This is a genomic window from Caulobacter flavus, assembly GCF_003722335.1.
GTDB classification, from domain to species: domain Bacteria; phylum Pseudomonadota; class Alphaproteobacteria; order Caulobacterales; family Caulobacteraceae; genus Caulobacter; species Caulobacter flavus.
In genome coordinates this window covers 3980244-4003768 of the sequence record NZ_CP026100.1, presented here as the reverse complement: position 1 = coordinate 4003768, position 23525 = coordinate 3980244, and the positions used below count along the sequence as shown (strand labels likewise).

20 protein-coding genes are annotated in these 23525 nt (G+C 70.8%); 7 read left to right on the top strand and 13 right to left on the bottom strand.

The features are described 5' to 3' along the window. Positions 1–56: 56 nt before the first annotated feature. The 7 genes from C1707_RS18235 to C1707_RS18205 form a co-directional block, all read right to left on the bottom strand. A complete protein-coding gene (locus tag C1707_RS18235) occupies positions 57–1607 on the bottom strand; it encodes a SulP family inorganic anion transporter (RefSeq protein WP_101713091.1) in 1551 nt (516 codons plus the stop codon). Continuing rightward, a complete protein-coding gene (locus C1707_RS18230) occupies positions 1604–2299 on the bottom strand; it encodes a carbonic anhydrase (RefSeq protein WP_101713090.1) in 696 nt (231 codons plus the stop codon). The genes C1707_RS18235 and C1707_RS18230 overlap by 4 nt, the downstream gene beginning before the upstream one ends. Before the next feature lie 585 nt (positions 2300–2884). Then, positions 2885–4207 carry an ATP-binding protein gene (locus tag C1707_RS18225; RefSeq protein WP_101713089.1) on the bottom strand — a complete coding sequence of 441 codons (1323 nt, stop codon included), beginning with the start codon at positions 4205–4207 and terminating at the stop codon, positions 2885–2887. After that, on the bottom strand, positions 4204–4953 hold the full coding sequence (locus C1707_RS18220) for a response regulator (protein WP_058349953.1): 750 nt from the start codon (positions 4951–4953) through the stop codon (positions 4204–4206). The genes C1707_RS18225 and C1707_RS18220 overlap by 4 nt, the downstream gene beginning before the upstream one ends. Positions 4954–5163: 210 nt before the next feature. Continuing rightward, positions 5164–5475, bottom strand: coding sequence for a hypothetical protein (locus tag C1707_RS18215; protein WP_101713088.1), 312 nt, complete (start codon positions 5473–5475; stop codon positions 5164–5166). A 36-nt stretch (positions 5476–5511) separates the two neighbouring features. Further along, positions 5512–6159, bottom strand: a complete 648-nt coding sequence (locus C1707_RS18210; RefSeq protein WP_101713087.1) for a hypothetical protein — start codon at positions 6157–6159, stop codon at positions 5512–5514. 139 nt (positions 6160–6298) lie between these two features. Then, positions 6299–7051, bottom strand: coding sequence for a helix-turn-helix transcriptional regulator (locus tag C1707_RS18205; protein WP_101713086.1), 753 nt, complete (start codon positions 7049–7051; stop codon positions 6299–6301). 88 nt (positions 7052–7139) lie between these two features. Here C1707_RS18205 and C1707_RS18200 point away from each other — a divergent pair, with 88 nt between their 5' ends. The 3 genes from C1707_RS18200 to C1707_RS26240 all read left to right on the top strand — a co-directional run bounded on the left by C1707_RS18200 (position 7140) and on the right by C1707_RS26240 (position 11135). After that, a complete protein-coding gene (locus C1707_RS18200) occupies positions 7140–8312 on the top strand; it encodes an acyl-CoA dehydrogenase family protein (protein ID WP_101713108.1) in 1173 nt (390 codons plus the stop codon). Between the two features lie 108 nt (positions 8313–8420). Further along, positions 8421–10868 (top strand): TonB-dependent receptor, encoded by a 2448-nt coding sequence (locus C1707_RS18195; RefSeq protein WP_101713085.1) that lies wholly within the window; start codon positions 8421–8423, stop codon positions 10866–10868. Between the two features lie 72 nt (positions 10869–10940). Further along, positions 10941–11135: a hypothetical protein gene (locus C1707_RS26240; RefSeq protein WP_164467388.1), complete on the top strand. Its 195-nt coding sequence runs from the start codon at positions 10941–10943 to the stop codon at positions 11133–11135. Between the two features lie 13 nt (positions 11136–11148). Here C1707_RS26240 and C1707_RS26235 read toward each other — a convergent pair whose 3' ends face one another. From C1707_RS26235 to C1707_RS18165, 6 genes are all read right to left on the bottom strand, one after another. Next, complete coding sequence (locus C1707_RS26235) at positions 11149–11385, bottom strand: hypothetical protein (RefSeq protein WP_164467387.1); 237 nt, start codon at positions 11383–11385, stop codon at positions 11149–11151. Positions 11386–11505: 120 nt separating this feature from the next. Next, entirely contained in the window at positions 11506–14634 is a 3129-nt protein-coding gene (locus tag C1707_RS18185; protein WP_101713083.1) for an efflux RND transporter permease subunit, read from the bottom strand. Positions 14635–14645: 11 nt separating this feature from the next. Continuing rightward, complete coding sequence (locus C1707_RS18180) at positions 14646–15893, bottom strand: efflux RND transporter periplasmic adaptor subunit (protein WP_101713082.1); 1248 nt, start codon at positions 15891–15893, stop codon at positions 14646–14648. Continuing rightward, positions 15890–17158, bottom strand: coding sequence for a TolC family protein (locus tag C1707_RS18175; RefSeq protein WP_101713081.1), 1269 nt, complete (start codon positions 17156–17158; stop codon positions 15890–15892). Before C1707_RS18175 ends, C1707_RS18180 begins: the two co-directional genes overlap by 4 nt. 48 nt (positions 17159–17206) lie before the next feature. Further along, on the bottom strand, positions 17207–17587 hold the full coding sequence (locus C1707_RS18170) for a hypothetical protein (RefSeq protein WP_145998368.1): 381 nt from the start codon (positions 17585–17587) through the stop codon (positions 17207–17209). Between the two features lie 109 nt (positions 17588–17696). After that, positions 17697–18332 (bottom strand): TetR/AcrR family transcriptional regulator, encoded by a 636-nt coding sequence (locus C1707_RS18165; protein ID WP_101713079.1) that lies wholly within the window; start codon positions 18330–18332, stop codon positions 17697–17699. Positions 18333–18395: 63 nt separating this feature from the next. Between C1707_RS18165 and C1707_RS18160 the strand changes: the two genes are divergently transcribed. From C1707_RS18160 to C1707_RS18145, 4 genes are all read left to right on the top strand, one after another. Further along, positions 18396–19187, top strand: coding sequence for a Coq4 family protein (locus C1707_RS18160; RefSeq protein ID WP_240633736.1), 792 nt, complete (start codon positions 18396–18398; stop codon positions 19185–19187). After that, positions 19184–19615 (top strand): DUF2147 domain-containing protein, encoded by a 432-nt coding sequence (locus C1707_RS18155; protein ID WP_101713078.1) that lies wholly within the window; start codon positions 19184–19186, stop codon positions 19613–19615. The genes C1707_RS18160 and C1707_RS18155 overlap by 4 nt, the downstream gene beginning before the upstream one ends. Positions 19616–19728: 113 nt before the next feature. Continuing rightward, positions 19729–22200, top strand: a complete 2472-nt coding sequence (locus C1707_RS18150; protein ID WP_101713077.1) for an acyl-CoA dehydrogenase — start codon at positions 19729–19731, stop codon at positions 22198–22200. Then, positions 22197–23525: a 3-oxoacyl-ACP reductase gene (locus C1707_RS18145; protein ID WP_101713076.1), complete on the top strand. Its 1329-nt coding sequence runs from the start codon at positions 22197–22199 to the stop codon at positions 23523–23525. The genes C1707_RS18150 and C1707_RS18145 overlap by 4 nt, the downstream gene beginning before the upstream one ends.

Below are 23525 nucleotides of genomic sequence, written 5' to 3'. Positions count from 1 at the left end.
AAACGAAAAAGAACCCCGGGACCGAGCGGACTCGGCCCCGGGGCGGCTGGGTGAGGTCAGTGGGCGCCTGCGGCGCGCAGGCGTTCGCCGAACACGCAGGCGTTGGGCAGCTCGACCTTGGAGCCGGTGCGCTCCTTGCTCTTGACCCACTCGCTCAGCACCTCGGTCGTGGTGTGGTCGAGGACGGTCAGGGCGCGGGTGTCGAGGCGGACGACGCCGCCGTCGGGAGCCGCGTCCAGGGCCTTGGTGATCTTCGGCAGCTGCACGAAGGTCGCCGCGCCCTCGAGGCGGATTTCCTGTTCCTTCTCGCCGACGTCCTGCTGGGCGATCTTGAGGCGCATGCGCTTCAGGTTCGGCAGCAGCTCGACAACGGTCAGGGCCAGGCCCACCAGCACGCCGGTCAGCAGGTCGGTGGCGACGACCATGACGAAGGTCGCGGCCCAAATCAGCGCCGGCAGCAGGCCGTAGCGGGCGAACAGGTGACGGACGTGGTCCAGGCTGACCAGCTTCCAGCCGGTGACCACCAGCACGCCGGCGAGGGCGGCGCTGGGGACCTGACGCAGGACGAAGGGCAGCAGGGCGACGAAGGCCAGGATCCACACGCCGTGCAGGATGGCCGAGGCGCGGGTGACGGCGCCGGCTTGCACGTTGGCCGAGCTGCGCACGATCACGCCGGTCATCGGCAGGGCGCCGACCAGGCCGCACAGCAGGTTGCCGACGCCCTGGGCGCCAAGCTCCTTGTTGTACTTGGTGCGCGGACCATCGTGCATGCGATCAACGGCGGCCGCCGACAGCAGGGTCTCGGCCGAGGCGATGAACGCCACCGCCACGGCGGTGAGGATGATCATCGGATCGGCGAGCTTGGCGAAGTCGGCCATGCCCGGGATCGCGATGGCGCCGGCGATCGATTCCGGAACGGCGATCTTCTGGACGTCGAGGCCGAAGCCCATGGCCACGAAGGTGCCGGCCAGCACGCCCAGCAGGGCGCCGGGAACCAGCTTCAGCTTGGCCGGACGGATCTTCTCCCAGAGCAGGATCGAACCGATGGTGACCACGCCGACCAGCAGGGCGGCTTCGGCGGCGCCGAAGGTCGAGACCGACAGGCCGGTGATCGCGCCGGGGATGGCCAGCAGGTTCTCCAGGCCGTTGGCGCGCGGCTTGTCGCCGAACAGCACGTGGAACTGGCCCGCGACGATCAGCACGCCGATGCCGGCGAGCATGCCGTGCACGACGGCCGGCGAGATGGCGCGGAACCACTGGCCCATGCGCAGAGCGCCGGCGGCCAGCTGGACCAGACCGGCCAGCACCAGGATCGGGCCGAGGGTCGACAGGCCGTGCTTGGCCACGATCTCGAACACGATGACGGCGAGGCCGGCGGCGGGGCCGCTGACCTGCAGGGGCGAGCCGGCCAGGGCGCCGACGACGATGCCGCCGATGATGCCGGTGATCAGGCCGCGCTCGGCCGGAACGCCCGAGGCGACGGCGATGCCCATGCAGAGGGGCATCGCCACGAGGAAGACGACGATCGAAGCCGTCAGGTCACGCGAGAAGATCGCGCCGAACCCTAGCTTCGCGCCGTTCGGGGAGGAAACGGCGGCGTTGCTCATTCGGCGGCGATGCCCAGATGGTCGGCGGCGACCATGCGCTTGGCCGGACGTTGGGCGACGGGCAGGGGCGAGCCTTCACGAACCAGTTCGAACTGGCCGCTGTCGCCGTTGTAGGCCTGGATCTGACCGGTCTCGATCTCGAAGAACCAGCCGTGCAGGGTCAGCTTGCCCTGGGCGATGGCCGAGGCCACCGACGGGTGCGTGCGCAGATGATTGATCTGCACGACCACGTTCTCCAGCGACAGGGCGCGGGTCGTGCCGTGCTCGTCGAGGCCGTGATAGGCGTTGCAGACGACGCTGTGGGCGGCGTGGGCGTGGCGCAGCCAGGCGGCCACGTTGGGCATCTTTTCGAGAGCGGCGGGGTTCGAGAACGCCTTCATGGCGCCGCAGTCGGAGTGGCCGCAGACGACGATGTCACGGACGCCCAGCGCCATGACGGCGTATTCGACGGCCGACGAGACGCCGCCGTTGGCCTGGCTGAACGGCGGCACGATGTTGCCGGCGTTGCGGCAGACGAACAGGTCGCCGGGATTGGCCTGGGTGATGAGCTCGGGCACGACGCGCGAGTCGGCGCACGAGATCATCAGGGCCGAGGGGCTCTGGCCGTGGCTGGCCAGGCGCTCGTACAGCGCGCTTTGAGCCGGAAAGACTTGGCCGCGGAAGAGGGCGGCGCGTTCGAGAAACTGTTCCAAGAGGAACCTCCATGCGATGGCCGCGGCGTCCGGGGAAAGGGGTAACGGACGCCGCGGCGCGCGCGGCCTGAACCGCCACGCAACATGGAAGGTGGGTTTCCGTCTTTGCTGCGACGCAGCGGGTTTTGTGACAAAGGGTTTCCGAGACGGGGCTTTCTGATGGTGATCGCAGCCGCCTTCGGCGGCCCCCTCAGTCGCTCCGCGACAGCTCCCCCAGAGGGGGAGCATCTGCTCGGCTAGATCCTCCCCCCTCTGGGGGAGGTGGCTCAGAGGGCCGGAGGGGGGTAGCGCAGGCACGGGCCTTCGCACTCCCGTGGAAATCCACGAAAGCTGATGGGGAGGCGCGGAGCGGCCGGGCGGAGCCCGGAGACCGTGATTTGTTTTAGCGTTTCGGCTTCGGCGACCGCTCCGCCGCATCATTTGTCTCGAAGGGGCCAGAGGCGCGGGTGCTATTTCAACCCAAGGGCCAGCCTTTCCCCCGGGCGGGCAGGATCAATAGCCCCGCGGTGATCCGGCGGCGCCTCGGAATCTGAAAACGGCCCCCTCCGTCGCCTTTGGCGCTGCCTCCCCCAGAGGGGGAGGATCTCAGAGCGCGGGCAGGCGGATCTCGGCGCGCAGGCCGCCTTGCGGGCGGTTGCGCAGGATCAGTTCGCCGTCCTCGCGCTTGAGGATCTGCTGGACGATGGTCAGCCCCAGACCCAGGCCGCCGGTGTTGCGGGCGCGGGCGCTGTCGAGGCGGTGGAAGGGCTCCAGCACGTGGGCCAGTTCGCTTTCCGGGATGCCGGGACCGTTGTCCTCGACGGCCAGCACGACCATCCGGCCTTCGCGGCCCAGGGTCAGGACGGCCTCGCCGCCGTAGTGCAGGGCGTTCTCGACGATGTTGCTGATCGCGCGCTTCAGCGACAGGGGACGGGCCCGCACCGGCAGGTGCTCGGGACCGTCATAGCTGGCCACGCGCTCGGAGTCGGTGGCGTCGTCGACCAGGGTCATGGCGATGGCGGCGATGTCGGTGCGGCGCGGCGGCTCGGGGTCCTCCTGGCCGCCCAGATAGGCCAGCAGAGAGTCGAGCATGCCGGTCATCTCGTCGACGTCGGCCTCGAGCGCCTCGCGGGCCGAGGTCTCGGAGACGAAGCCGGCGCGCAGGCGCAGGCGGGCCAGGGGCGTGCGCAGATCATGGCCGACGGCGGCCAGGGCCTCGGTACGGGCCTGCAGCAGGCCGGCGATGCGATCCTGCATGGCGTTGAAGGCCTGGGCGACCATCTTGAGGTCGCCGGCGCCGGTCTCGGCCACCCGCACCCGCGCCCCCTGGCCGACCTTGTCGGCGGCCTCGGCCAGCGCCCGCAGCGGACGGCTGAGATTGCGCAGCACCAGGGCCGCGGCGGTGATCACCCCCAGGCCCAGGATGAAGGCCGAACCGACGCTGCTGAGCAGCACCGCCCAGGGGGCGGCCCGGATCTTGGTCTTCATGGTCAGCCAGGTGCCGTCGCGCATCTTCAGCGCCACCTTCAGGTGGGTGTCGCGCGGCAGGGTGCGGTCGATCTCGGCGTTCATCCGCAGCTCGCGCCGGGCCAGACTGGGCTCGGCGGCGCGGAACTGGTCCTTGAGCTTGCGCTCGGCCGAGCGCTCGCGATCGACCAGGTGGGGCAGGGGCGTCCATTCCAGCTGGCTGGAGCGGCTGGACAGGCCCGCGGCGCGGGCGATGCGCTCGTTCTCGGGACGGGTCTCGAGGATGGCTTCGGCGGTCACCAGCTGTTCGGCGGCGCGCTGAACCTGGTTGTTGCGGTTGGGGTAGATCCGGCTGTTCTCGAACAGGATCGAGCTGCCGATGAACTCGAGGGCGACGGCCAGCATCAGGACCAGGGTAACCTGGCCGACCAGACGCTGCGGCCATAGCCGCAGAGGCTTCATCGCCGCTCCACCTGGGCGGTGAAGATGTAGCCGATGCCGCGCACGGTGCGCAGCAGCGACTCGGCCTGGCCGCTGACGGCAAGCTTGCGGCGAAGGCGGCTGACCAGCACGTCGATGCTGCGGTCCGAGGCGTCGGAGATGCGGGCACGCGACATCTCAAGCAGGCGCTCGCGGCCGATCACCCGCTGGGGCGAGGACAGGAAGGCCAACAGGAGGTCGAACTCGGCGCCCGAGAGGTCGACGAAGGCGCCGTCCGGCGACAGCAGCTCGCGACGGCCCGGATCCAGCTGCCAGCCGGCGAACACCATCTGCTGGGCGCCGCGCGGCTGGCTGGCCTGGGCCCCGCCCTGCGTGCGGCGCAGGATGGCGCGGATGCGGGCGATCAGTTCCTTCTTGCTGAAGGGCTTGCCGATGTAGTCGTCGGCGCCGAGCTCCAGGCCGATCAGGCGGTCGCTCTCGTCATCGCGCGCGCTGAGCATGACGATCGGCACGTCGCTTTCCTTGCGCAGGCTGCGGCACAGCTGGAAGCCGTTGCTGCCCGGCATCATCACGTCGAGCAGGATGATGTCGACCGTGTTGGTCTCCAGCACGCGGGCCATCTCGCCGCCGTGCGCGGCGCTGAGCGGCTGGAAGCCCTCTTCGCGCAGCAGGCGCATCAGCAGGGTGCGCAGCGCGGGATCGTCCTCGACGATGAGCACGGTCGGGGCCACGGGCGCTGTCGCCAGCTCCCGCTGCAGGGCGTTCATACCTGAGCCTGAGGAATCCATACGACTGGGCTATCTAGGAACGAAGTGGCTGCGAGCAAGGTAGAAAGCGGCGGTTTTCCACCGATTTCAACCCGTTGCCGGAACAGATTGCGTCGTTCTCTGAAAAAGGGATGCCCTCGCGCGCACTTCGGGGGAAGAGGACTCGCGCGAGGGCCGGCCGCCGAAACGGCCGTCTTGTAGCCGGGCCCCTTAAGCGGCGCGGCAGATGTCGGAGACGGCGGCGCGGACGGCGCCTTCCTGGGCCGCGGCGGCGTCGGCCGAGTGGAACACCACGCGGACCACGCCTTCCTTGGCCTTGGCCGTGGCGACGTCGTCACGCTTGGCGAGCGCGACGGCGGCCGGGGCGGCGCAGGAGGAGGCCGCGGCGATCTTCACGGTGCGCTTCTGAAGGTTCTTCTTGGCGACTTCTTCGGTGAAGGTCAGGCCGTGGCCGGCCGGACCGGCCATGGCGGGGAAGGCGACGAGGCTGGCGGCCACGCCGATGAGGGCGACAAACTTCATGGTACGGAACTACTCCGGATACGGGGACGCGACGGTTCAGCCGCCAGCGGCGGTGTCGGCCTGGGCCTGGACGGCGGGGAGGGTGGCGCGATAGGCGTCGACGCTGTTCAGCAGGCCGACGATCTCGGCCTGGGTGATGGCCGTGCGGTGCTCGTAACCCTTGGGCGACTTGAACTTGAAGCCCCAGGCGGCCGGCTTGGCGGCGACCTTGCGCAGTTCGTCCTCGCTGACCGAGAAGGCGACTTCTTCCGTGCACAGTTCCGGCGCCTCGAACAGGAAGCAGCGGCCGGCGTTGTCGCGGATCTTGATCGCCTGGGTCTGGACCGGCCAGGCGGCGGTCTCGTAGGCCACGGTGTCGTACTCGCGCATCGAGCCCTGGTACATCAGGGTCTGGCGGACCTCGTAGCGGGTCGCGCCGGTGCGCTTGTCGACGACGGCGCGCAGGTAGTTGTCGTTCGACGGATTGCGGAACAGGCCCTTGCCGGTCTGGAAACCAGCCTGGGTGCTGACCACGGTCTCGACGTCGAGCTGATCGTCGATGACCTGGGTCTTGGCCTGGAAGTGATCGACGCCGAGGGCGACCTGCCTGGCGGGCAGCTTCACGGTCTCGGCGACGGCCGCGCCGCCGATGGCCAGGCCGCCGAGGACGGTCAGGGCCAGCAGGCGATTGCGGGTCTTGGTCATGGTCTTCTCCTGCGAAGCGCGGGCCGATCCCTCGTTCGGCGGGCGCTTCTGACAGGTCTTAAGGTGGAGAGGCCGCCTTTCGGCTCTGCATCTTGTTTGTGACAAAGCATTGCCACGCATCATCTGGGGCGCCGGCGCCTCAGAATGCGGCGGATCCGAGATAGCCCAGGCCCGTGGCCCGATGGATCGCCTGGGCCCGTCCGGCCACCCGCAGCTTCAGGGCGGCGTTCTGGACGTGGAAGCGGACCGTGGGACCGGAGATGCCGATGATCTGGCCGATGTCGGCGTCGGTCTTTCCGGCGGCCGCCCATTTCAGGCACTGGATCTCGCGCTTGGTCAAGCGGGCCAGCGGGCCGTCGTCGGTCAGGCCGTCGCGATAGGCCGACACCAGGCGCAGGGCCGCGCCGTGCAGGCGGTCGGCGTGGGCGGCGTACAGCGCGGGCAGGTCGGCGACCGGCTCGGCCGAAGCCCAGACCACGGCCCCGATCACCCCGCCGGTCAGGTAGGCCGGCGCGATGACGGCGGCGGCGACGCCGAAATCCTCGGCGGCCTCGGCGACCGGGATGGCCTCGAGCCTGGGCAGCGGCCGCCAGCTGGAAAAGCGGCCCTGGTGATAGAAGAACGGCTCGGCCGCGTAGCGCGCGGCGAGGATGAACGGAGCCCGCAGCGCGAAGGACCGGTCGCGCCAGTAGCGCAGGCCCGCGTCCAGCCACTGGAAGGTGGTCTCGGCCAGCGGCAGCCCGTCCGGGCCGAGCATCGGTTCGGGGCTCGATATGTCGGCGCTGGCGGCGACGTAGGGCAGGCCAAGCTCGGCGCCGAGCTCGCGCACCCGCAGCGCCAGGTCCATGACCCGCGCCAGGCGCTCGCGATCCTCCCCCGTAGTCGCCGTCATGCGGGCGCTCTTTCCCTATCGGTTCCGATAGCTTGCGCACCCGGCCCCGGCTTTCGCAAGTTTCCCCGACGTTGGACGGAGCATGCGCGTGGACCTGGAGCTGTCGCCCGAAGACCTGGCCTTTCGCGACGAGGTGCGGGCCTTTCTCGACGCCGAGCTGACGCCGGCGCTGCGCGAGGCGGGCCGGCGGATGACCAGCGTGTTCTGCGATAAGGACCACAGCCTGGCCTGGCAGAGGATCCTGCACGCCAAGGGCTGGGTCGCGCCGAGCTGGCCGGTCGAGCACGGCGGGCCCGGCTGGAGCGAGATCCAGCGCCACGTCTTCCAGGCCGAGTGCGCGCGGGCCGGCGCGCCGAGCCTGGCGCCGATGGGCCTGCGCATGGTGGCGCCGGCGATCATGCGGTTCGGGACGCCCGCGCAGAAGGCCTGCTACCTGCCCAGGATCCTCTCGGGCGAGGACTACTGGTGCCAGGGCTATTCGGAGCCGGGGGCGGGGTCGGACCTGGCCTCGCTGAGGATGAAGGCGACGCCCGACGGCGACGACTACGTCCTGAACGGCTCGAAGATCTGGACCACCCACGCCCACTGGGCCACGCACATGTTCTGCCTGGTCCGCACCAGTACCCAGGGCAAGCCGCAGGCCGGCATCACCTTCCTGCTGGTCGAGATGGACCGGCCGGGGATCCGCGTCGATCCGATCGTCACCCTGGCGGGCGAACACGAGGTCAACCAGGTGTTCTTCGACGACGTCCGCACGCCCAAGGCCGACCGGCTGGGCGAGGAGAACCAGGGCTGGACGGTGGCCAAGCACCTGCTGGAGTTCGAGCGGGGCGGGGGCTATGCGGCGGGTCTGGAAGCGGGCCTGTCCAGGCTGCGCGAGGCCGGCGCGGCCGAGGATCCGGATCAGCGTCGACGCCTGGCCGAAGCGGAGATCGCCGCCCTGGCCATCGACGTCACCGAGCGGCGGGTGCTCAGCGCCCTGGCCGGCGGCGCCAATCCGGGGCCGGCCTCGTCGATCCTCAAGGCGCAGGGCTCCGAGGCCCTGCAGCGGCAGGACGAGCTGGCCGTGGCCCACCTGGGCGCGTGGGCGGCCGTGCGCCAGCCCGCCGCCCACGGGGCGGGCTCGAACGAGGCGCTGGTCGGACCCGAGCACGGGCGCGCCACGATGGCCCGCTACCTGAACAATCGCGCCGCCTCGATCTACGGCGGCTCCAACGAGATCCAGCGCGACATCATCGCCAAGCTGGTGCTGGGGCTGTGAGGCAGGGGTGGGACCCTATCAGTTCCGATAGCTTGTTAGAGGCCCCAGGCCACCGCACGCTCCGATAGAGCCAGCGTCCAACGAAGACGCGGCCGAGGGAGGTTTCGCATGCAAGGATCGTTGCGTCTCGCGCTGACGCTGGGGGCGTCGGCCATGGCCCTGTCGATGGCGGCGCCCGTCTGGGCCCAAGGCCCGGCCGCCAAGCCCGTCCAGGACGAAAAGGACAGCCTGGCCATCGAGACGGTCGTCGTCACGGCCCAGCGCCGCGAGGAGGCGGCCAACGACATCGGCATGCCGATCCAGGCCTTCAGCGGCCAGACCCTGCAGCAGCTGCGGGTCACCGACCCCAAGGACCTGTCGACGGTGGCGCCCAGCTTCACGGTCAGCCAGAGCTACCAGGGCGTGCCGACGTATACGCTGCGCGGCATCGGCTTCAACACCATCAACCTGTCGGCCACCTCGACCGTCGGCACCTATGTCGACGAGGTCGCCTACGCCTATCCGTTCATGAACACCGGCCCGATGTTCGACCTGGAGCGGGTCGAGGTGCTGAAGGGCCCGCAGGGCACGCTGTACGGCCGCAACACCACGGCGGGCCTGGTCGACTTCGTGACCAACAAACCGACCGAGGCGTTCGAGGCCGGGCTGACGGCCGAGGCCGGCAACTACCAGACGCGCAACCTGGAGGGCTATTTCAGCGGTCCGCTGGGCGAGAAGGTCCAGGCGCGCCTGGCCTTCCGCACCGAATACAGCGGCGAGGGCTGGCAGGTCAGCAACAGCCGCGACGAGCGCCTGGGCGAGGTCCGCCGGCAGGGCTGGCGCCTGTCGCTGGCCGCTCAGCCCAGCGACAAGGTCGACATCGACTTCTCCTACGCCGGCTGGCGCAACCGGTCCGACACCGTGGCCGCCCAGGCGATCGGCTTCACGCCCGCGACGGCGGCCAGCCCGTTCAACGCCGCGGGCCTGGTGAGCTACGTCGCGGCCAACAAGCCGACCTCGGCCACCCAGGCCGACTGGGCCCCGCTGTCGGTGCGCGGCGCCGACGTCGGCACGGGCCTGGGCATCGGCGATCCGGCCGAGGAGGACGACCGGTTCGACGCGGCCAAGCTGCGGCTGGCCTGGCACCTTTCCGACGACGTCAGCCTGATCTCGCTGACCAGCTACAACAAGCTGCGGCGCGACGCGGTGTTCGACTGGAGCGGCGCGCCCTACGAAATCCTGGTGCAGAAGGCGCACGGCGACATCGAGTCCACGGCCGAGGAACTGCGGCTGGAAGGGCGCACGGAAAAGGGCTCGTGGCTGGTCGGGGGCTATATCGCCCACGACGAGATCCTCGACATGAACCGCACGATCCTGGGCCAGAACGCCAATGTGGGCCTGATCCGGTTCTACGGCTCGACCCTGCTGGCCACGCCCTTCAACAGCGGCGGCTACACCGCCCTGCAGATGAGCCAGGCGTTCCGCACCTACGAGGACGTCGGCAACATCGCGACCGACACCTGGAGCGTTTTCGCCAACGCTGACAGGCAGTTGACCGAAACTCTGAAACTGACGGTCGGCCTGCGCTACAGCCAGGACAAGCAGGACTATGTGGGCTGCTCGCGCGACTTCAACGGCAACATGCTGCCCAACGTCAACGTCGTGAACCGGGCGCTGTTCTTCAGCGTCTACGGCCTGGTGGCGCCGATCACGCAAGGGTCGTGCAACACCTTCGATCCGGCCACCGCCAGCTTCGGCTTCGTGCGCTCGACGCTGGACGAGGACAACTTCGCCTGGCGCGCGGCGCTGGACTGGCAGGCTTCGGACGACGTGCTGGTCTACGGCTCGATCTCGCGCGGGGCCAAGGCCGGCGCGACGCCGATCAACGCGGCCAACATCTCGACCCAGAACGCCCCGGCGCGGCAGGAACTGCTGACCGCCTACGAGCTGGGCGTGAAGGCGGCGCTGTTCGAGCGGCGCGTGCAGGCCAACCTGGGCGTCTTCTACTACGACTATACCGACAAGCAGCTCAGCGTGTCGTTCGCCGACCCGATCTATACGGCCCTGTCGCGCCTGGCCAACGTGCCGGAAGGCATGGCCCGGGGCCTGGACGGCGACATCACCTGGCGCGCGACCAAGTCTCTCACCCTCCTCGCCTCGGCGACCTGGCTGCACACCGAGGTCCAGGGCTACACCGGCATCAACGGCGCCGGTCAGCCCCAGGACTTCGACGGACGGCCTTTTTTATACAGCCCGAAGTTCCAGGGCGGCCTGACCGCCCTGTTCGACCACGACCTGGCCAATGGCCTGAAGCTGCAGGCGGCGCTGAACGGCCGCTGGCAGGCCAAGTCGAGCGCCGACCTGGAGGGCAATCCACTGTTCGTCATCGACAGCTACGGCCTGCTGAACGGCAGCATCGGGATATCTTCGCCCGACAAGGGCTGGGAGCTGTCGCTGTGGGGGCGCAATCTGACCGACGAATACTACTGGACCGCCGTCAGCAGCAACGCCAACACCGTGGTGCGCTTCCCGGGCAAGCCGCGTACATGGGGTGCGGCGCTGAGCTGGCGGTTCTGATCGGGAACGCGACGGCGGCGGTCGATCGCGTTAAGGTCGCAGGGCCTTGCCGCCTCCAGCCGCTGGACCGCCATGCCCTACGATCTGATCGCCGATCACGCCCCGGAGACGGCCGTGGCCGAATTCGAGGCCGGACCTCTGCGCTATCGCGCGGAGGTTCGCGTCACGCCGGCCGGCATACTGGCGGTCGGGGCGCTGCTGAGCGGGGTGTTGCTGTCGACTGCGGTGATCGTGTGGGCGACGAAAGCGGCGGCCGGACGACGCTGATCTGGCCGGTGGCCTAAGCCGGCGGGCGGGCCGTGAAGGCCCAGCGGGCGTTCTGGCCGGGCTGCAACGTGGCGGCGTCGACATAGGCGTGGCCGCAGCGGTCGTCGGCCTTGCGGTAGGCCAGTTCGATCAGGCCGCCGGCGGAACCGAGCACCGAGGCGCGGGCGCGGTGGCCGCAGCGCAGGACGAGTTCGACGGTGTCGCCGTCCGCCACGGGAAAGGGCGTCTTGGGTTGTTTGCGGGCAAGCATGGCGTGAAATCCGAAAGCTGAGGCCCGGACCCCGGCTGCGCCTTGGCTGGCGAACCGGGATCCGGGGCGGGCACGACCCCACGATCGGCGCTTCAGGATTAATCGCGCCTGAACAGCGGCTTAAGGCCGCAGTCGGACCTGATGAGCCAGCCGATAGAGGGCCGGCAGCACCAGCAGGGTCAGCAGGGTGGACGAGACGATCCCGCCGATGACCACGGTGGCCAGCGGCCGCTGCACCTCGGCCCCGGCCCCGACGTTGAAGGCCATAGGCACGAAGCCGAGACTGGCCACCAGGGCCGTCATCAGCACCGGCCGCAGCCGCGCCAGGGCGCCCTCGCGGATCGCCTGGTCGAGGTCCGTGCCGTCCTGCCGCAGCGAGCGGATGAAGCTCAGCATCACCACGCCGTTCAGCACCGCAACGCCCGAGAGCGCGATGAAGCCGACGCCGGCCGAGATCGACAGCGGCAGGCCGCGAAGCAGCAGGGCCGCGACGCCCCCGGTCAGCGCCAGGGGCACGCCGGAAAAGACGATGCCCGCATCCTTGGCCGAACGGAACAGGGCGTAGAGCAGGCCGAAGATCAGCAGCAGGGCGGCCGGAACCACCAGCTGCAGCCGCTTGGCCGCCGAGATCAGCTGCTCGAAGGCGCCGCCGTAGGTGACCCAGTAGCCCGCCGGCAGCTCGACCTCGGCCCCGACCTTGTCGCGCACCTCGTCGACGAACGAACCCAGGTCGCGGCCGCGGACATTGGCCGTGACCACCACGCGGCGCTTGCCGTCCTCGCGGCTGATCTGGTTGGGACCGATCACCGTCTCGATCCGCGCGACGTCCTGCAAGGGCACGAAGCCGCGCGGCTGGTCGGGGCTTCCCGGCAAAGGGATACGCAGCCGGCCGACGTCGTCGACCTTGCCGCGCTCGCTCTCGGGCAGCCGCACGACCACGTCGAACCGCCGGTCGCCCTCGAACACCTGGCCGGTGACCGTGCCGCCGATGGCCGTGGCCACCACCGACTGCACGTCGTCGACATTGAGACCGAGGCGGGCGAGGGCGGCGCGGTCCGGCGTGATCTGCAGGACGGGCAGGCCGGTGACCTGCTCGACCCCGACGTCCTGGGCGCCGGAGACCCCCTCGACCACGGCGCCGATCTTCTCGCCGACCGCCAGCAGCTGCTCGAGATCGTCGCCGTGGACCTTGACGGCCACGTCGGCCCTCACGCCCGACAGCAGTTCGTTGAACCGCATCTGGATCGGCTGGGTGAACTCGTAATTGCTGCCGGGAACCTCGCCGACGGCCGCCTCCAGCTCGGCCACCAGCCTGGCGCGCGGCTTGCGCGGATCGGGCCAGTCCTTGCGGTCCTTCAGGAGGATGAAGGTGTCGGCCACCGAAGGCGGCATCGGGTCGGTGGCGACCTCGGCGGTGCCGATCTTGGCCACCACCCGCTCGACCTCGGGGAAGCGGGCGATCCGCTTCTCCAGCGCCGCCTGCATGGTCACGGCCTGGGAGAGGCTCGTGCCCGGGATGCGCATGGCGTGCATGGCGATGTCGCCCTCGTCGAGGCTGGGCGCGAACTCCGAGCCCATGCGCGAGGCGGCGAGGGCCGCCAGGACCACCAGCACCGCTGCGCCGGCGACGAACGGAACGCGCAGGCGCAGGGCCGTCTCCAGGGCCGGCTCGTAGAGCCGCCGGGCGCCGGTCATGATGCGGCTTTCCTTCTCCTGCACCTTGCCGGTGACGAACATGGCCACGGCGGCGGGAACGAAGGTCAACGACAGCACCAGCGCCGCCGTCAGGGCGATGACCACGGTGATCGCCATCGGGTGGAACATCTTTCCCTCGACGCCGGTGAGGGCGAAGATCGGTACATAGACCAGGGTGATGATCAGGATCCCGAACAGCGAGGGGCGGATCACCTCGCCGGCGGCCGAGGCGACCAGCGCGAAACGCTCGTCGCGGGTCAGCAGGCGGCCGTGGCGATGCTGGGCCTCACCCAGGCGTCGCAGGCAGTTCTCGACGATGATCACCGCCCCGTCGACGATCAGGCCGAAGTCGAGCGCGCCCAGGCTCATCAGGTTGCCCGACACGCCGGCCTGGACCATGCCGGTGATAGTCAGCAGCATCGACAGCGGGATGACCGCCGCCGTGATCAGGGCAGCGCGGATGTTGCCCAGCAGCAGGAACAGCACGACGATGACCAGTAGGGCGCCTTCCAGCAGGTTCTTCTCGACGGTGGCGATGGCCCGGTCGACCAGGTCGGTGCGGTCGTAGATCGGCTTGGCCGTGACGCCCGGCGGCAGCGCCTTGGCGGCCTCTTCCAGGCGGGCGGCGGCGGCGCGGGCCACGGTGCGGCTGTTCTCGCCCACCAGCATGAACACGGTGCCCAGCACCACCTCCTGGCCGTTCTCGGTGGCCGCGCCGGTGCGCAGCTCCTGGCCCAGGCCGATGTCGGCGACGTCGGCGACGCGGATCGGCGCGCCGTTGCGGCTGGCGACGATGACCGCCGACAGGTCGGCGATCCCCGCGGCCTGGCCGGGCACGCGCACCAGCACCTGCTCGCCGTAGCGCTCCAGGTAGCCGGCCCCGACATTGGCGTTATTGCGTTCCAGCGCCGCGACTACGTCGCCCATGGTCAGGCCGTAGGCCGACAGGCGGGCGGGGACGGGCGTGACGTGGAACTGCCGCTCGAAGCCGCCGATGGTGTTGACCTCGGTCACCCCAGGCGTGTTGCGCAGCTGGGGCCGGATCACCCAGTCCTGCAGGGTGCGCAGGTCCTCGGGCCCCCAGGCCTTGCCGTCGGGACGTCGGGCGCCGGGCCTCGCCTCGACGGTGTACATGAAGATCTCGCCCAGGCCCGTGGAGATGGGGCCGAGCTCCGGCGTCAGGCCAGGCGGCAGCTGGCCGCGCGCGCTTTGCAGCCGCTCCCCCACCAACTGGCGGGCGAAGTAGATGTCGGTCCCGTCCTTGAAGACGACGGTGACCTGGCTGAGGCCGTAACGCGAGATCGAGCGGGTATATTGCAGCCCCGGCAGGCCGGCGATGGCCGTCTCGACCGGGAAGGTGACCCTCTGCTCGGCCTCCAGCGGCGAGAAGCCGGGCGCCTCGGTATTGATCTGCACCTGGACGTTGGTGATGTCGGGCGTGGCGTCGATCGGCAGGCGCTGGAAGCTCCAGACCCCCACGGCAACGGCCACGGCGACGAGCGCCAGCACGACCCAGCGCAGCCGGATCGCGGCGGCGACGATGCGTTCGAGCATTTTCGCCTCCTTCAGTGGTCGTGGCTCGCGCCGGACTTCTCGATGTCCGCGCGGATCAGGAAGGCGCCGTCGACGACGTACTCGGCGCCAGGCTTGAGGCCCGAGAGCACCTGCGTCCACTCGGGGGTCTGGCGGCCGATCTCCAGCATCCGGACCTCATAGGTGTCGCGCACCTTGACGAAGACGACGGGCATGTCGCGGAAGCGCTGGATCGCCTTGGTCCGCACCGCCAGCGGCGCGGTCTGGGCGCCGACCTGGAACGAGCCTTCGACGCCCATGCCAGGCCTGAAGGCGCTGTCGGCGCCGCCGGGCAGGTGGACGTGGGCCAGAAGCGTCTGGCTGACCAGATCGGCGGTCGGCAGCACCGCCTCGACCTGCGCGGTCAGGCGGGTGTCGCCCGACAGGCTGCGCACCTCGACCGGCTGGCCGACGCGCACCTTCTCGGCGTCGCGCGGATAGACGAAGAACTCGGCGTGCAGCTTGGTGGGATCGGCGATCACGAAGATCGGCCGTTCCATGGCCACGTCGCCGACATTGAGGTTCTTCTCGACGATGACGCCGCTGATCGGGGCGGGGATCGAATAGGTCTGCAGGCTCTCGCTGGATTCCACGCGAGCCAGGACCTGGCCCTTGCGGACGCTCGCGCCCAGCTGGCCGGAAAGGCTCATGATCCGGCCCGGATACCAGGCGCGGACCTCGCCCTTGCCTTCGGGGGTGATCTCGACCCGGCCAGCCATGTCGACCAGCTGCGCGATCGGGGCGGGACCGGCGACCTCGGTGTGCACGCCGCCGGCCTTGGCGGCCTGGGCGGAAATGGTCGTGCGCCCCTCGTAGGACTCGTAGCGCCAGTTGCTGGTCTTGCCGCCGACGACGGCGGTGACCGCGACGTCGAACGAATGCGGCTCGGCCACCACGCCCTGGCCGCGCAGGTAGTCGTCCTGGGGCTTGAAGGCGAAGCGGTTCACCTCGCCGTCGAGGCGGGTCAGCGTCATCGACAGCTGGACCTCGCCAGGCGCCAACGCCTTGTCCTTGCGATAGGCGTAGACGCGGAACTCGGGCTCGATCCCGTCCTCGAAGATGGTGATCTCGAGCGAGAGGTCGCCGTCGTAGAGCATACGGCCGCCGTGAGGACCGCGCTTTTCGGTCTCTTCGGCGTGGCTTTCGGGCTTGGCCGGGGCGTCGCCGCAGGCGGCGAGGGTCAGGGCGCCGGCGATCGCCAGGGCCAGGGGCGCGGAAACGCGCATGAAGCGGCGGGTCATCGGACAGACTCCGGGGAAGCGGGGATCAGGCGCGCGTGGGCGCCGGTCAGACGGTCTAGCTGGGCGCGGTCGACCTGGAAGGCCTTCAGCACGGCCAGGCGCCGGCTCCTGGCCTCGATCAGGGCCTTCTGGGCCTCCAGCACGTCGAGATAGGAAAAGCCGCCCCGATTGAAGCCGTCGCGGACGAGGTCGACCGTCCGGGCGTTGGCCGGCACGACCTCGGCCTGGATGCGGCGGGCCTCGGCGGCCTTCTGGGCCAGGGACGCCTGGGTCGCGGCGATCCTGCGCTCCAGCACGCTGCGCGCGCCGGCCAGATCGAGGTCCGCGGCCTGGCGCTCGGCCCGGGCCTGGTCGATGGCGCCGCGATTGGTATCGTAGCGGCCCAGCGGGATCGAGCCGCCGACCACGGCGGCCACGGCCCCTTCGTCGTTGAGATAGCGCAGGCCGGCGCGCCAGGTCGGATCCTGCACGGCCTTGCTTTCTTCGACCCGGACGCGAGCCGAGGCCAGGTCGCGCTGGGCGTCGAGCAAGGCCAGGTCCGCCGGCGAGGCCGGACCCGCGGCGCGGCCGGCGACCGACAGGTCCTCCAGCACCGCGGCGTCGATCTCGATCTCTCCGCCGCCCCAGTAGGCGGCCAGCGCCCGGCGGGCGTCGGCGGCGCGGGTCTGGGCCTGGGCGAGAGCGATGCGAGCCTCGGCGACCTGGGCGTCGGCGCGGGCGCCGGCGAACAGCGGGTCACGGGCGGCCTTCACCCGGCGCGAGACCTCGCCACGGGCGCGTTCGGCCAGGGCCAGGCGGTCGGCGGCGAGGGCGGCCTCGGCTTCGGCATAGACGGCCTCGACCCAGGCTAGGTCGGCCTCGTGCAGCAGGTCGAGCACGCGCACGTCGTCGCGCAGGCGCGACAGCGCGATGTCGCCCCGGGCCAGGGCCACGCGGGCGGCGCGCTTGCCGCCGCGCTCGCGGGTCTGCTCGTAGTAGAGCGTGGCCTGGGCGCGATCGATCAGGGAGTAGGGGCCCGAGCCGGCCAGGTCCTCGACGTCGACGCCGACGACGGGATTGGGCCGGACGCCGGCCTGGCGCACGCCGGCTTCGGCGGCCGACAGCCTGGCGGCGACGGCGGGGCGGGCGGGATCGGCGGCGGCCGTGCGCCCCAGCGCCTCGGCCAGGGTCAGGGGGCTGGCCTGCGCGGCCAGGGGCGTCGCCAGGGCGAGCGCCGTGGCGAGCAGCCAGGACCGCGCGCGGCGGCCGTGGATGACGGAATGCATGAAAGGTCCTCGAAACAGGTCGGAAAGCGCGGCGGCGGCCGCGCGGCTTCAGGCGACGTGTGCGAGGGCTTCCTTGGGCGGGCGTTCCTGCTGGGGGCCGCCGATGCCGGTCAGCCGCTGCTGGGCCAGCGCCCACAGACGCTCGTCGACATGGCGCGCGGCGGGGCGCGGCAGGTCTTCGAGCGATCCGAACACCGAGGGGGTGTCGTGGTGGTGATGGTGATGATGCGGGGCGACAGGATCGTCGGCCTCGATGATCGAGGCGTCGAAGTGGACGTCGATCGAGGTCAGGCGGCCCTGGAAGACGTGATCGTGATCTTCGTCGAGGGCGGCGACGGCGCCGGGCGGACCGTGCAGGGCGCGGTCGAGGCTGGTCATCGGTCCCTGCACGACGAACACGGCGACGAGCATGGCGGCCAAAGCCGTCATCAACCGTCCCGTCCAATCGCCCAAGGCAGACGTCACCAAAGCCCCTTGCTTCCCATGGTCGCGTCCAATGTCGCCCCAGCGCGAGCCGTTCGCAAGAGGGGCGGCCGCCTTACGTAGCCGAGGCGCTCGTGGACGAAGCCTTGGGGATCAGGAAGCGCGGCAGCAGGCTGGCGACCACGCGACGGCCCGCGCCGTCGGGCAGGTTCAGCATGTCGCGCAGCGGCGGGCCGATCAGGGCCTCGCCGAAGGCGCTGAGCGCGATGAACATCACCGCCGCGCCAACGCCCTCGCGAGCCTGGGCGTCCTGCGCGCCCATCTTGTCGGCGATGGCCTCGACCAGGTTCTGCACGGCCGCGCGGACGGGCTCGAGATGCGACAGATCCCCCGACAGGGTGATCCAGGCGGCCAGTCGCCCCGCGCCACCGGTGTCAAATGCGTCGAAAACCGCGTTGACCAGCTCCAGCGGCGCGCCTTCGTCGGTCTTCAGGCGGGCGATGGCTTCGTCCAGGGCCTGGGTCAGGTCGGAGACCATCGAGCCCATCAGCGCCGACTGCAGGCCGGCCGCGGAACCGAAGTGATGGATGAGGTTGGCGTGGGTCACGCCGATCTCGCCGGCGACCGCCGACAATGTCACGGCATCGGGTCCGCCCGAGAGCAGCAGAGCGCGCGCGGAGGCGATCGCTTCGCGGCGCGCTTCTTCGGGCACGCGGCGTCGACGGCGAGTTGCGCTTTTCTCAATTGACATCGATGTAAATGACATTCATGTAGATAAGGCTTTTTCATTAGGCTCCAACAAGGGGAACCGCAAGTGCAAGCTGCGCCTACCGCGCCCGCGCTGCGCCCAGTTCACGGCCAGAATCGCGCGCCTTCCCATGCGGCGCCTCGCCGCATCCAGCCGGTCCGCGCGGTGCGCGCCTTCAGCCGGCTGGTGGCCGACAAGGAGGACACCGCGCAGGTCTTCGAGATCATGAACGCCCTGGCGGGCCGTTCGATCGAATGGGGCTACCAGCGCCTGATGGACACGCCGCAGGGCGGCATCCAGGCCTATCAGCAGGTCGAGTTGTCCGACCGCCTGCAGGACCGCGACTGGCTGGCGACATTCGCCGAAGGCACCGTCGGCGCCGCCTATCTGGCGTTCGTCGACAGCCGCAACCTGTCGGCCTACGGCCTGGCGGCGGAGAGCAACAAGGTCGCCGACACCGAGATCGAGGCGGCCCACCCGCGCGCCTGGTACGCCCGCCGCATCCGCGACGTGCACGACATCTGGCACGTGCTGACCGGCTACCAGACTGACGCCCTGGGCGAGGCCTGCGTGGTGGCGTTCTCGCTGCCGCAGACCCGCAGCACGGGCTTTGGCCTGATCGCCGCCGGGGCGGCGGTGCAGTTCATGCGGGCGCGTACGGGCCATCCGTGCGGCAAGGCGGTGCTGCAGGCCTGGCGCAACGGCCGCAAGGCCGCGTGGCTGCCGGGCGAGGACTACGAGGCGCTGCTGGCCGAACCGCTGGAAGCCGCCCGCGCCCGCCTGCGGATCCCGCGCCCGACGCTCTACGAGCGGGTGCCGCCGGAGACGCGCAACGCCTATCTGGGAGGCCAGGGATGATCCGGATGCTCGCGGCCCTGGCGCTGCTGGCGGTCTCGGCGAGCGCCGCGCCCGCCCTGGCCCAGGAGGCCGGCCTTGCCGGTCGCTGGCGCACCTCGGCCGAGAACGGCGTGGTCTCCATCGAACGCTGCGGCGAGGTCTATTGCGGCCGCCTGAAGGACGCCGCGCCTCTGCGCGCCGATCCCGACCAGCGGGACGTGCGCAACCGCAACGCCGAGCTGCGCACCCGTCGTCTCAAGGACCTGACGGTGCTGACCAACTTCTCCGGTGGACCACGATCCTGGTCCGGCGGGCCGCTCTACGACCCGGAGACGGGGCAGGGCGCTTCGACGGGCACGCTTACCCTCCTGGATGACGACACCCTGGCGGTGAAGGGCTGCATCGCCCCGCTGCTGTGCCGCACCCAGACCTGGAAGCGCGTGCGCTGAGCACCGCTCAAGATGAGTAACAGGGCGGCCCGCCAGCTGTCCGCCGCGTTCCGAGTAACCGACTTTTGACATCAGCCGACGGGGGCCGCCCCGCCGGTCGGGGGATTGCGACCATGCTGATCTGGATTGGCGCCGCCGCGCTCGTCGCCTTCGTGCTGACCTTCGTGCAGGCCAGGGCCGCCCTATGGGCGGCAGCCACGGCCATATGGATAGGCGCGGGCTTCGCCGCCGGGGTGATCGGCTCGACCGCGACGCTGGTGCTGGCCGCCGTGGCCGCGCCGATCGCGGTGCTGACCACCTTCCGCCCGCTGCGCGCCGCCGTGCTGTCGGCGCCGGCCATGAAGGCCTTCGCCGGCATCATGCCGCGCATGAGCCCCACCGAGCAGGCCGCCGTCGAGGCCGGCAACGTCTGGTGGGACGCCGAGCTGTTCGCCGGCAAGCCCGACTGGAAGCGCCTTCTGACCACGCCCGCGCCGAAGCTGTCGGCCGAGGAGCAGCGCTTCCTCGACATCGAGGCCGAACACCTGTGCGACCTGTCCAACGACTGGGAGAGCACTTCGGTCTGGCAGGACCTGCCGCCGGCCGCCTGGGAATACGCCCGCGACAAGGGCTTCCTGGGGATGATCATTCCCAAGCGCTACGGCGGCCTGGGCTTCTCGGCCTACGCCCACAGCCAGGTGGTGCAGAAGCTGTCGACCCGCTGCTCGGCCGCGGCCGTGTCGGTGATGGTGCCCAACTCGCTGGGTCCGGCCGAACTGCTGCTGCACTACGGCACCGACGCCCAGAAGGACCACTACCTGCCGCGCCTGGCGCGCGGCGACGAGATCCCGTGCTTTGCCCTGACCAATCCCTATGCCGGCTCGGACGCCGCCTCGATCACCGACACGGGCGTGGTCTGCCGCGGGACCTGGAATGGCCGCGAGACGCTGGGTTTCCGGGTAAGCTGGCGCAAGCGCTACATCACCCTGGCGCCGATCGCGACGGTGATCGGCCTGGCCTTCCGCGCGGTCGATCCCGACGGCCTGCTGGGCCAGGGCGCCGAGCCGGGCATCACCTGCGTGCTGCTGCCGCGCGACCATCCAGGGGTGAACATCGGCCGCCGCCACTGGCCGCTGAACGCGGTCTTCCAGAACGGCCCGATCACCGGCGACGACGTGTTCGTGCCGATGGAGATGGTCATCGGCGGCCAGGCCCAGGTGGGCAACGGCTGGCGGATGCTGATGGAATGCCTGGCGGCCGGCCGCGCGATCTCGCTGCCGTCGTCCAACGTGGGCATGTCCAAGCTGGCCGTCGGCATGGTCGGGGCCTATGTCGCCATCCGCCGGCAGTTCAACATGCCGATCGGCGCCTTCGAGGGCGTGCAGGAGCCGCTGGCCCGCATGGCCGGCCACCTCTACGCCTCCGACAGCCTGCGCCGCCTGGCGGCCGCAGCCCTGGACCAGGGCGAGAAGCCGTCGGTGGTCTCGGCCATCGCCAAGTACCACGTGACCGAGCGCGCCCGGATCGTCGTCAACGACGCCATGGACGTGGTCGGCGGCAAGGGCGTCTGCATGGGCCCGGGCAACTTCCTGGCCCGCGCCTACCAGCAGATCCCGATCGCCATCACGGTCGAGGGCGCCAACATCATGACCCGCACCCTGATCATCTACGGCCAGGGCGCGATCCGCTGCCATCCCTACGTCCTGACCCTGATGCGGACGGCGCAGGCGCAGAACCTCAAGGACTTCGACGGGGCCCTGTTCGGCTATGCCGGCTTCCTGTTCCGCAACCTGGCGCGCGCCGCCGCCTTCGCCCTCACCGGCGGGCTGCTGATCGGCGCGCCGGCGGGGTCCGCGCCGCAGCTGGGCCGCTACTACCGCGCCGCCACCCGCTTCTCGACGCTGCTGGCCCTGGCTTCGGACCTGTCGATGGCCACCGTCGGCGGCGCGCTGAAGCGCAAGGGCGCGCTGACCGGGCGGCTGGGCGACATGCTCTCGCAGCTGCTGATCCTGTCGAGCGCGCTCAAGCGCTTCGAGGACGAGGGCCGCCCGGCCGAAGACCTGCCGCTGGTCCACTGGGCCGCGCAGGACGCCCTGGCCCGCGCCAGCGAGGCCTGGCGCTCGCTGCTGGCCAACCATCCCAGCCGCGTCGTCGCCTTCGTGCTGGGCGTGGTCGGCGCGGGCGTGGGTCGCGCCGCGCCCGACGACCGGGTCTCGGCCGAGGTCGCGGCCCTGGTCCAGCGCCACGGCCCGGCGCGCGACCGCCTGCTGGCCGGATCGTGGACGCCGCGCATCGAGGTCGACCCGATCGCCGCCACCGCCGTGGCCTTCGATCTCCATCCGCAGGTCGAGGCCATCGAGCGCCGGCTCAAGCCCGAGATCGCCGCCGGCCGCATCGCCCGCGCGCCGCAGAACCTGACCCTGCTCGACGCCTGGGCCGGCGAGGTCGAGGCCAGGGGCCTGATCTCAGGCGCCGAACGCGACCTCTTCGCCCGCTTCGCGGTGCTGGCCGACATGGCCATCCAGGTCGACGACTTCCCGCAGGACTTCGGCCTGGCGCGCCGGGGCGGCAAGCGCGCCGCCAAGCGCGAGAAGGTGGCCCAATGACCGACCGCTACCTGGAATTCGCCAACAGCGGCCTGGGCGGCTGGATGGTCGGGGCCCTGGGGCTGCCCAAGCCCGCGCCGCTGCAACGGCGCGCCGAGGCTGGGGCCGCCGCCCTGCAGCCCCTGCTGCTGGACTCGGCCGGCGGCGGCCGGATGGGTCCGGTGCTGGAGCGGGTCGCCGCGGCGTCGGGCGCGCCGCTGCGCCGGCGCTGGTCGGCCGACGAGCGCTACGGCGGCTTGGTCTTCGACGCCTCGGACTGCATCGACGTGGCCTCGGCCAGGGCGCTCTACGCCTTCTTCCACCAGGCGGTGCGCTCGGTGGCCGAGCACGGCCGTATCGTGGTGATCGGCACACCGCCGGAGCAGGCGGCAACCGCCGAGGCCGAGGCGATCCAGCGGGGGCTGGAGGGCTTCGTCCGCTCGCTGGCCAAGGAGGCGCGGCGCGGCATCGGGGTGCAACTGCTGTACGTCGCGCTTGGCGACGAGGAGGCCGCCGCCAGCACGCTCGACTTCCTGCTGTCGCCACGCTCGGCCTACGTGTCGGGCCAGGTGGTGCGGGTATCCGCGCCGCAGGTGGCCGGCGATCAGAGGCTGGGCCATGCCGGTCGGCACGTGCTGGTCACCGGCGCCTCACGCGGCATCGGCGAGGCCATCGTGCGGCTGTTCGCGGCCGAGGGCGCGCAGGTCACGGCGCTGGACGTGCCAGCCGCGCGCGAAGACCTGGAGAAGCTGGCCGGCGAGCTGGGCGTGCGCCCCCTGGGGCTGGACATCACCGCGCCGGAGGCCGGACAGGCCCTGGTGACGGCGGCCCGGGCGGCCGGCGGCTTCGACGTGGTGGTGCACAACGCCGGCATCACCCGCGACCGCACCCTGGCGCGGATGGACGCCCGCGAGTGGGACAGCGTCATGGCCGTCAACCTTGGCGCGCCGCTGGCCCTGACCCGCGCGCTGCAAGAGGCGGGCGCGATCCGCCGCAATGGCCGGATCGTGGCGGTGTCGTCGCTCAGCGGCGTGGCGGGCAACATGGGCCAGACCAACTACGCCCTGTCCAAGGCAGGGTGGATCGGCGCGGTGCATCGCCTGGCCAAGGACGGCCTGGGCGAGGGCGTGACCATCAACGCCGTGGCGCCGGGCTTCATCGAGACCCGTATGACCGCCGCCATCCCCTTCGCCATCCGCGAGGCCGGACGACGGATGAACAGCATGGGGCAGGGCGGCAGTCCGGTCGACGTGGCCGAGACCATCGCCTGGCTGGCCCATCCCGCCAGCGGCGGGGTCAACGGCCAGGTGGTCCGCGTCTGCGGCCAGAGCCTGCTCGGGGCCTGA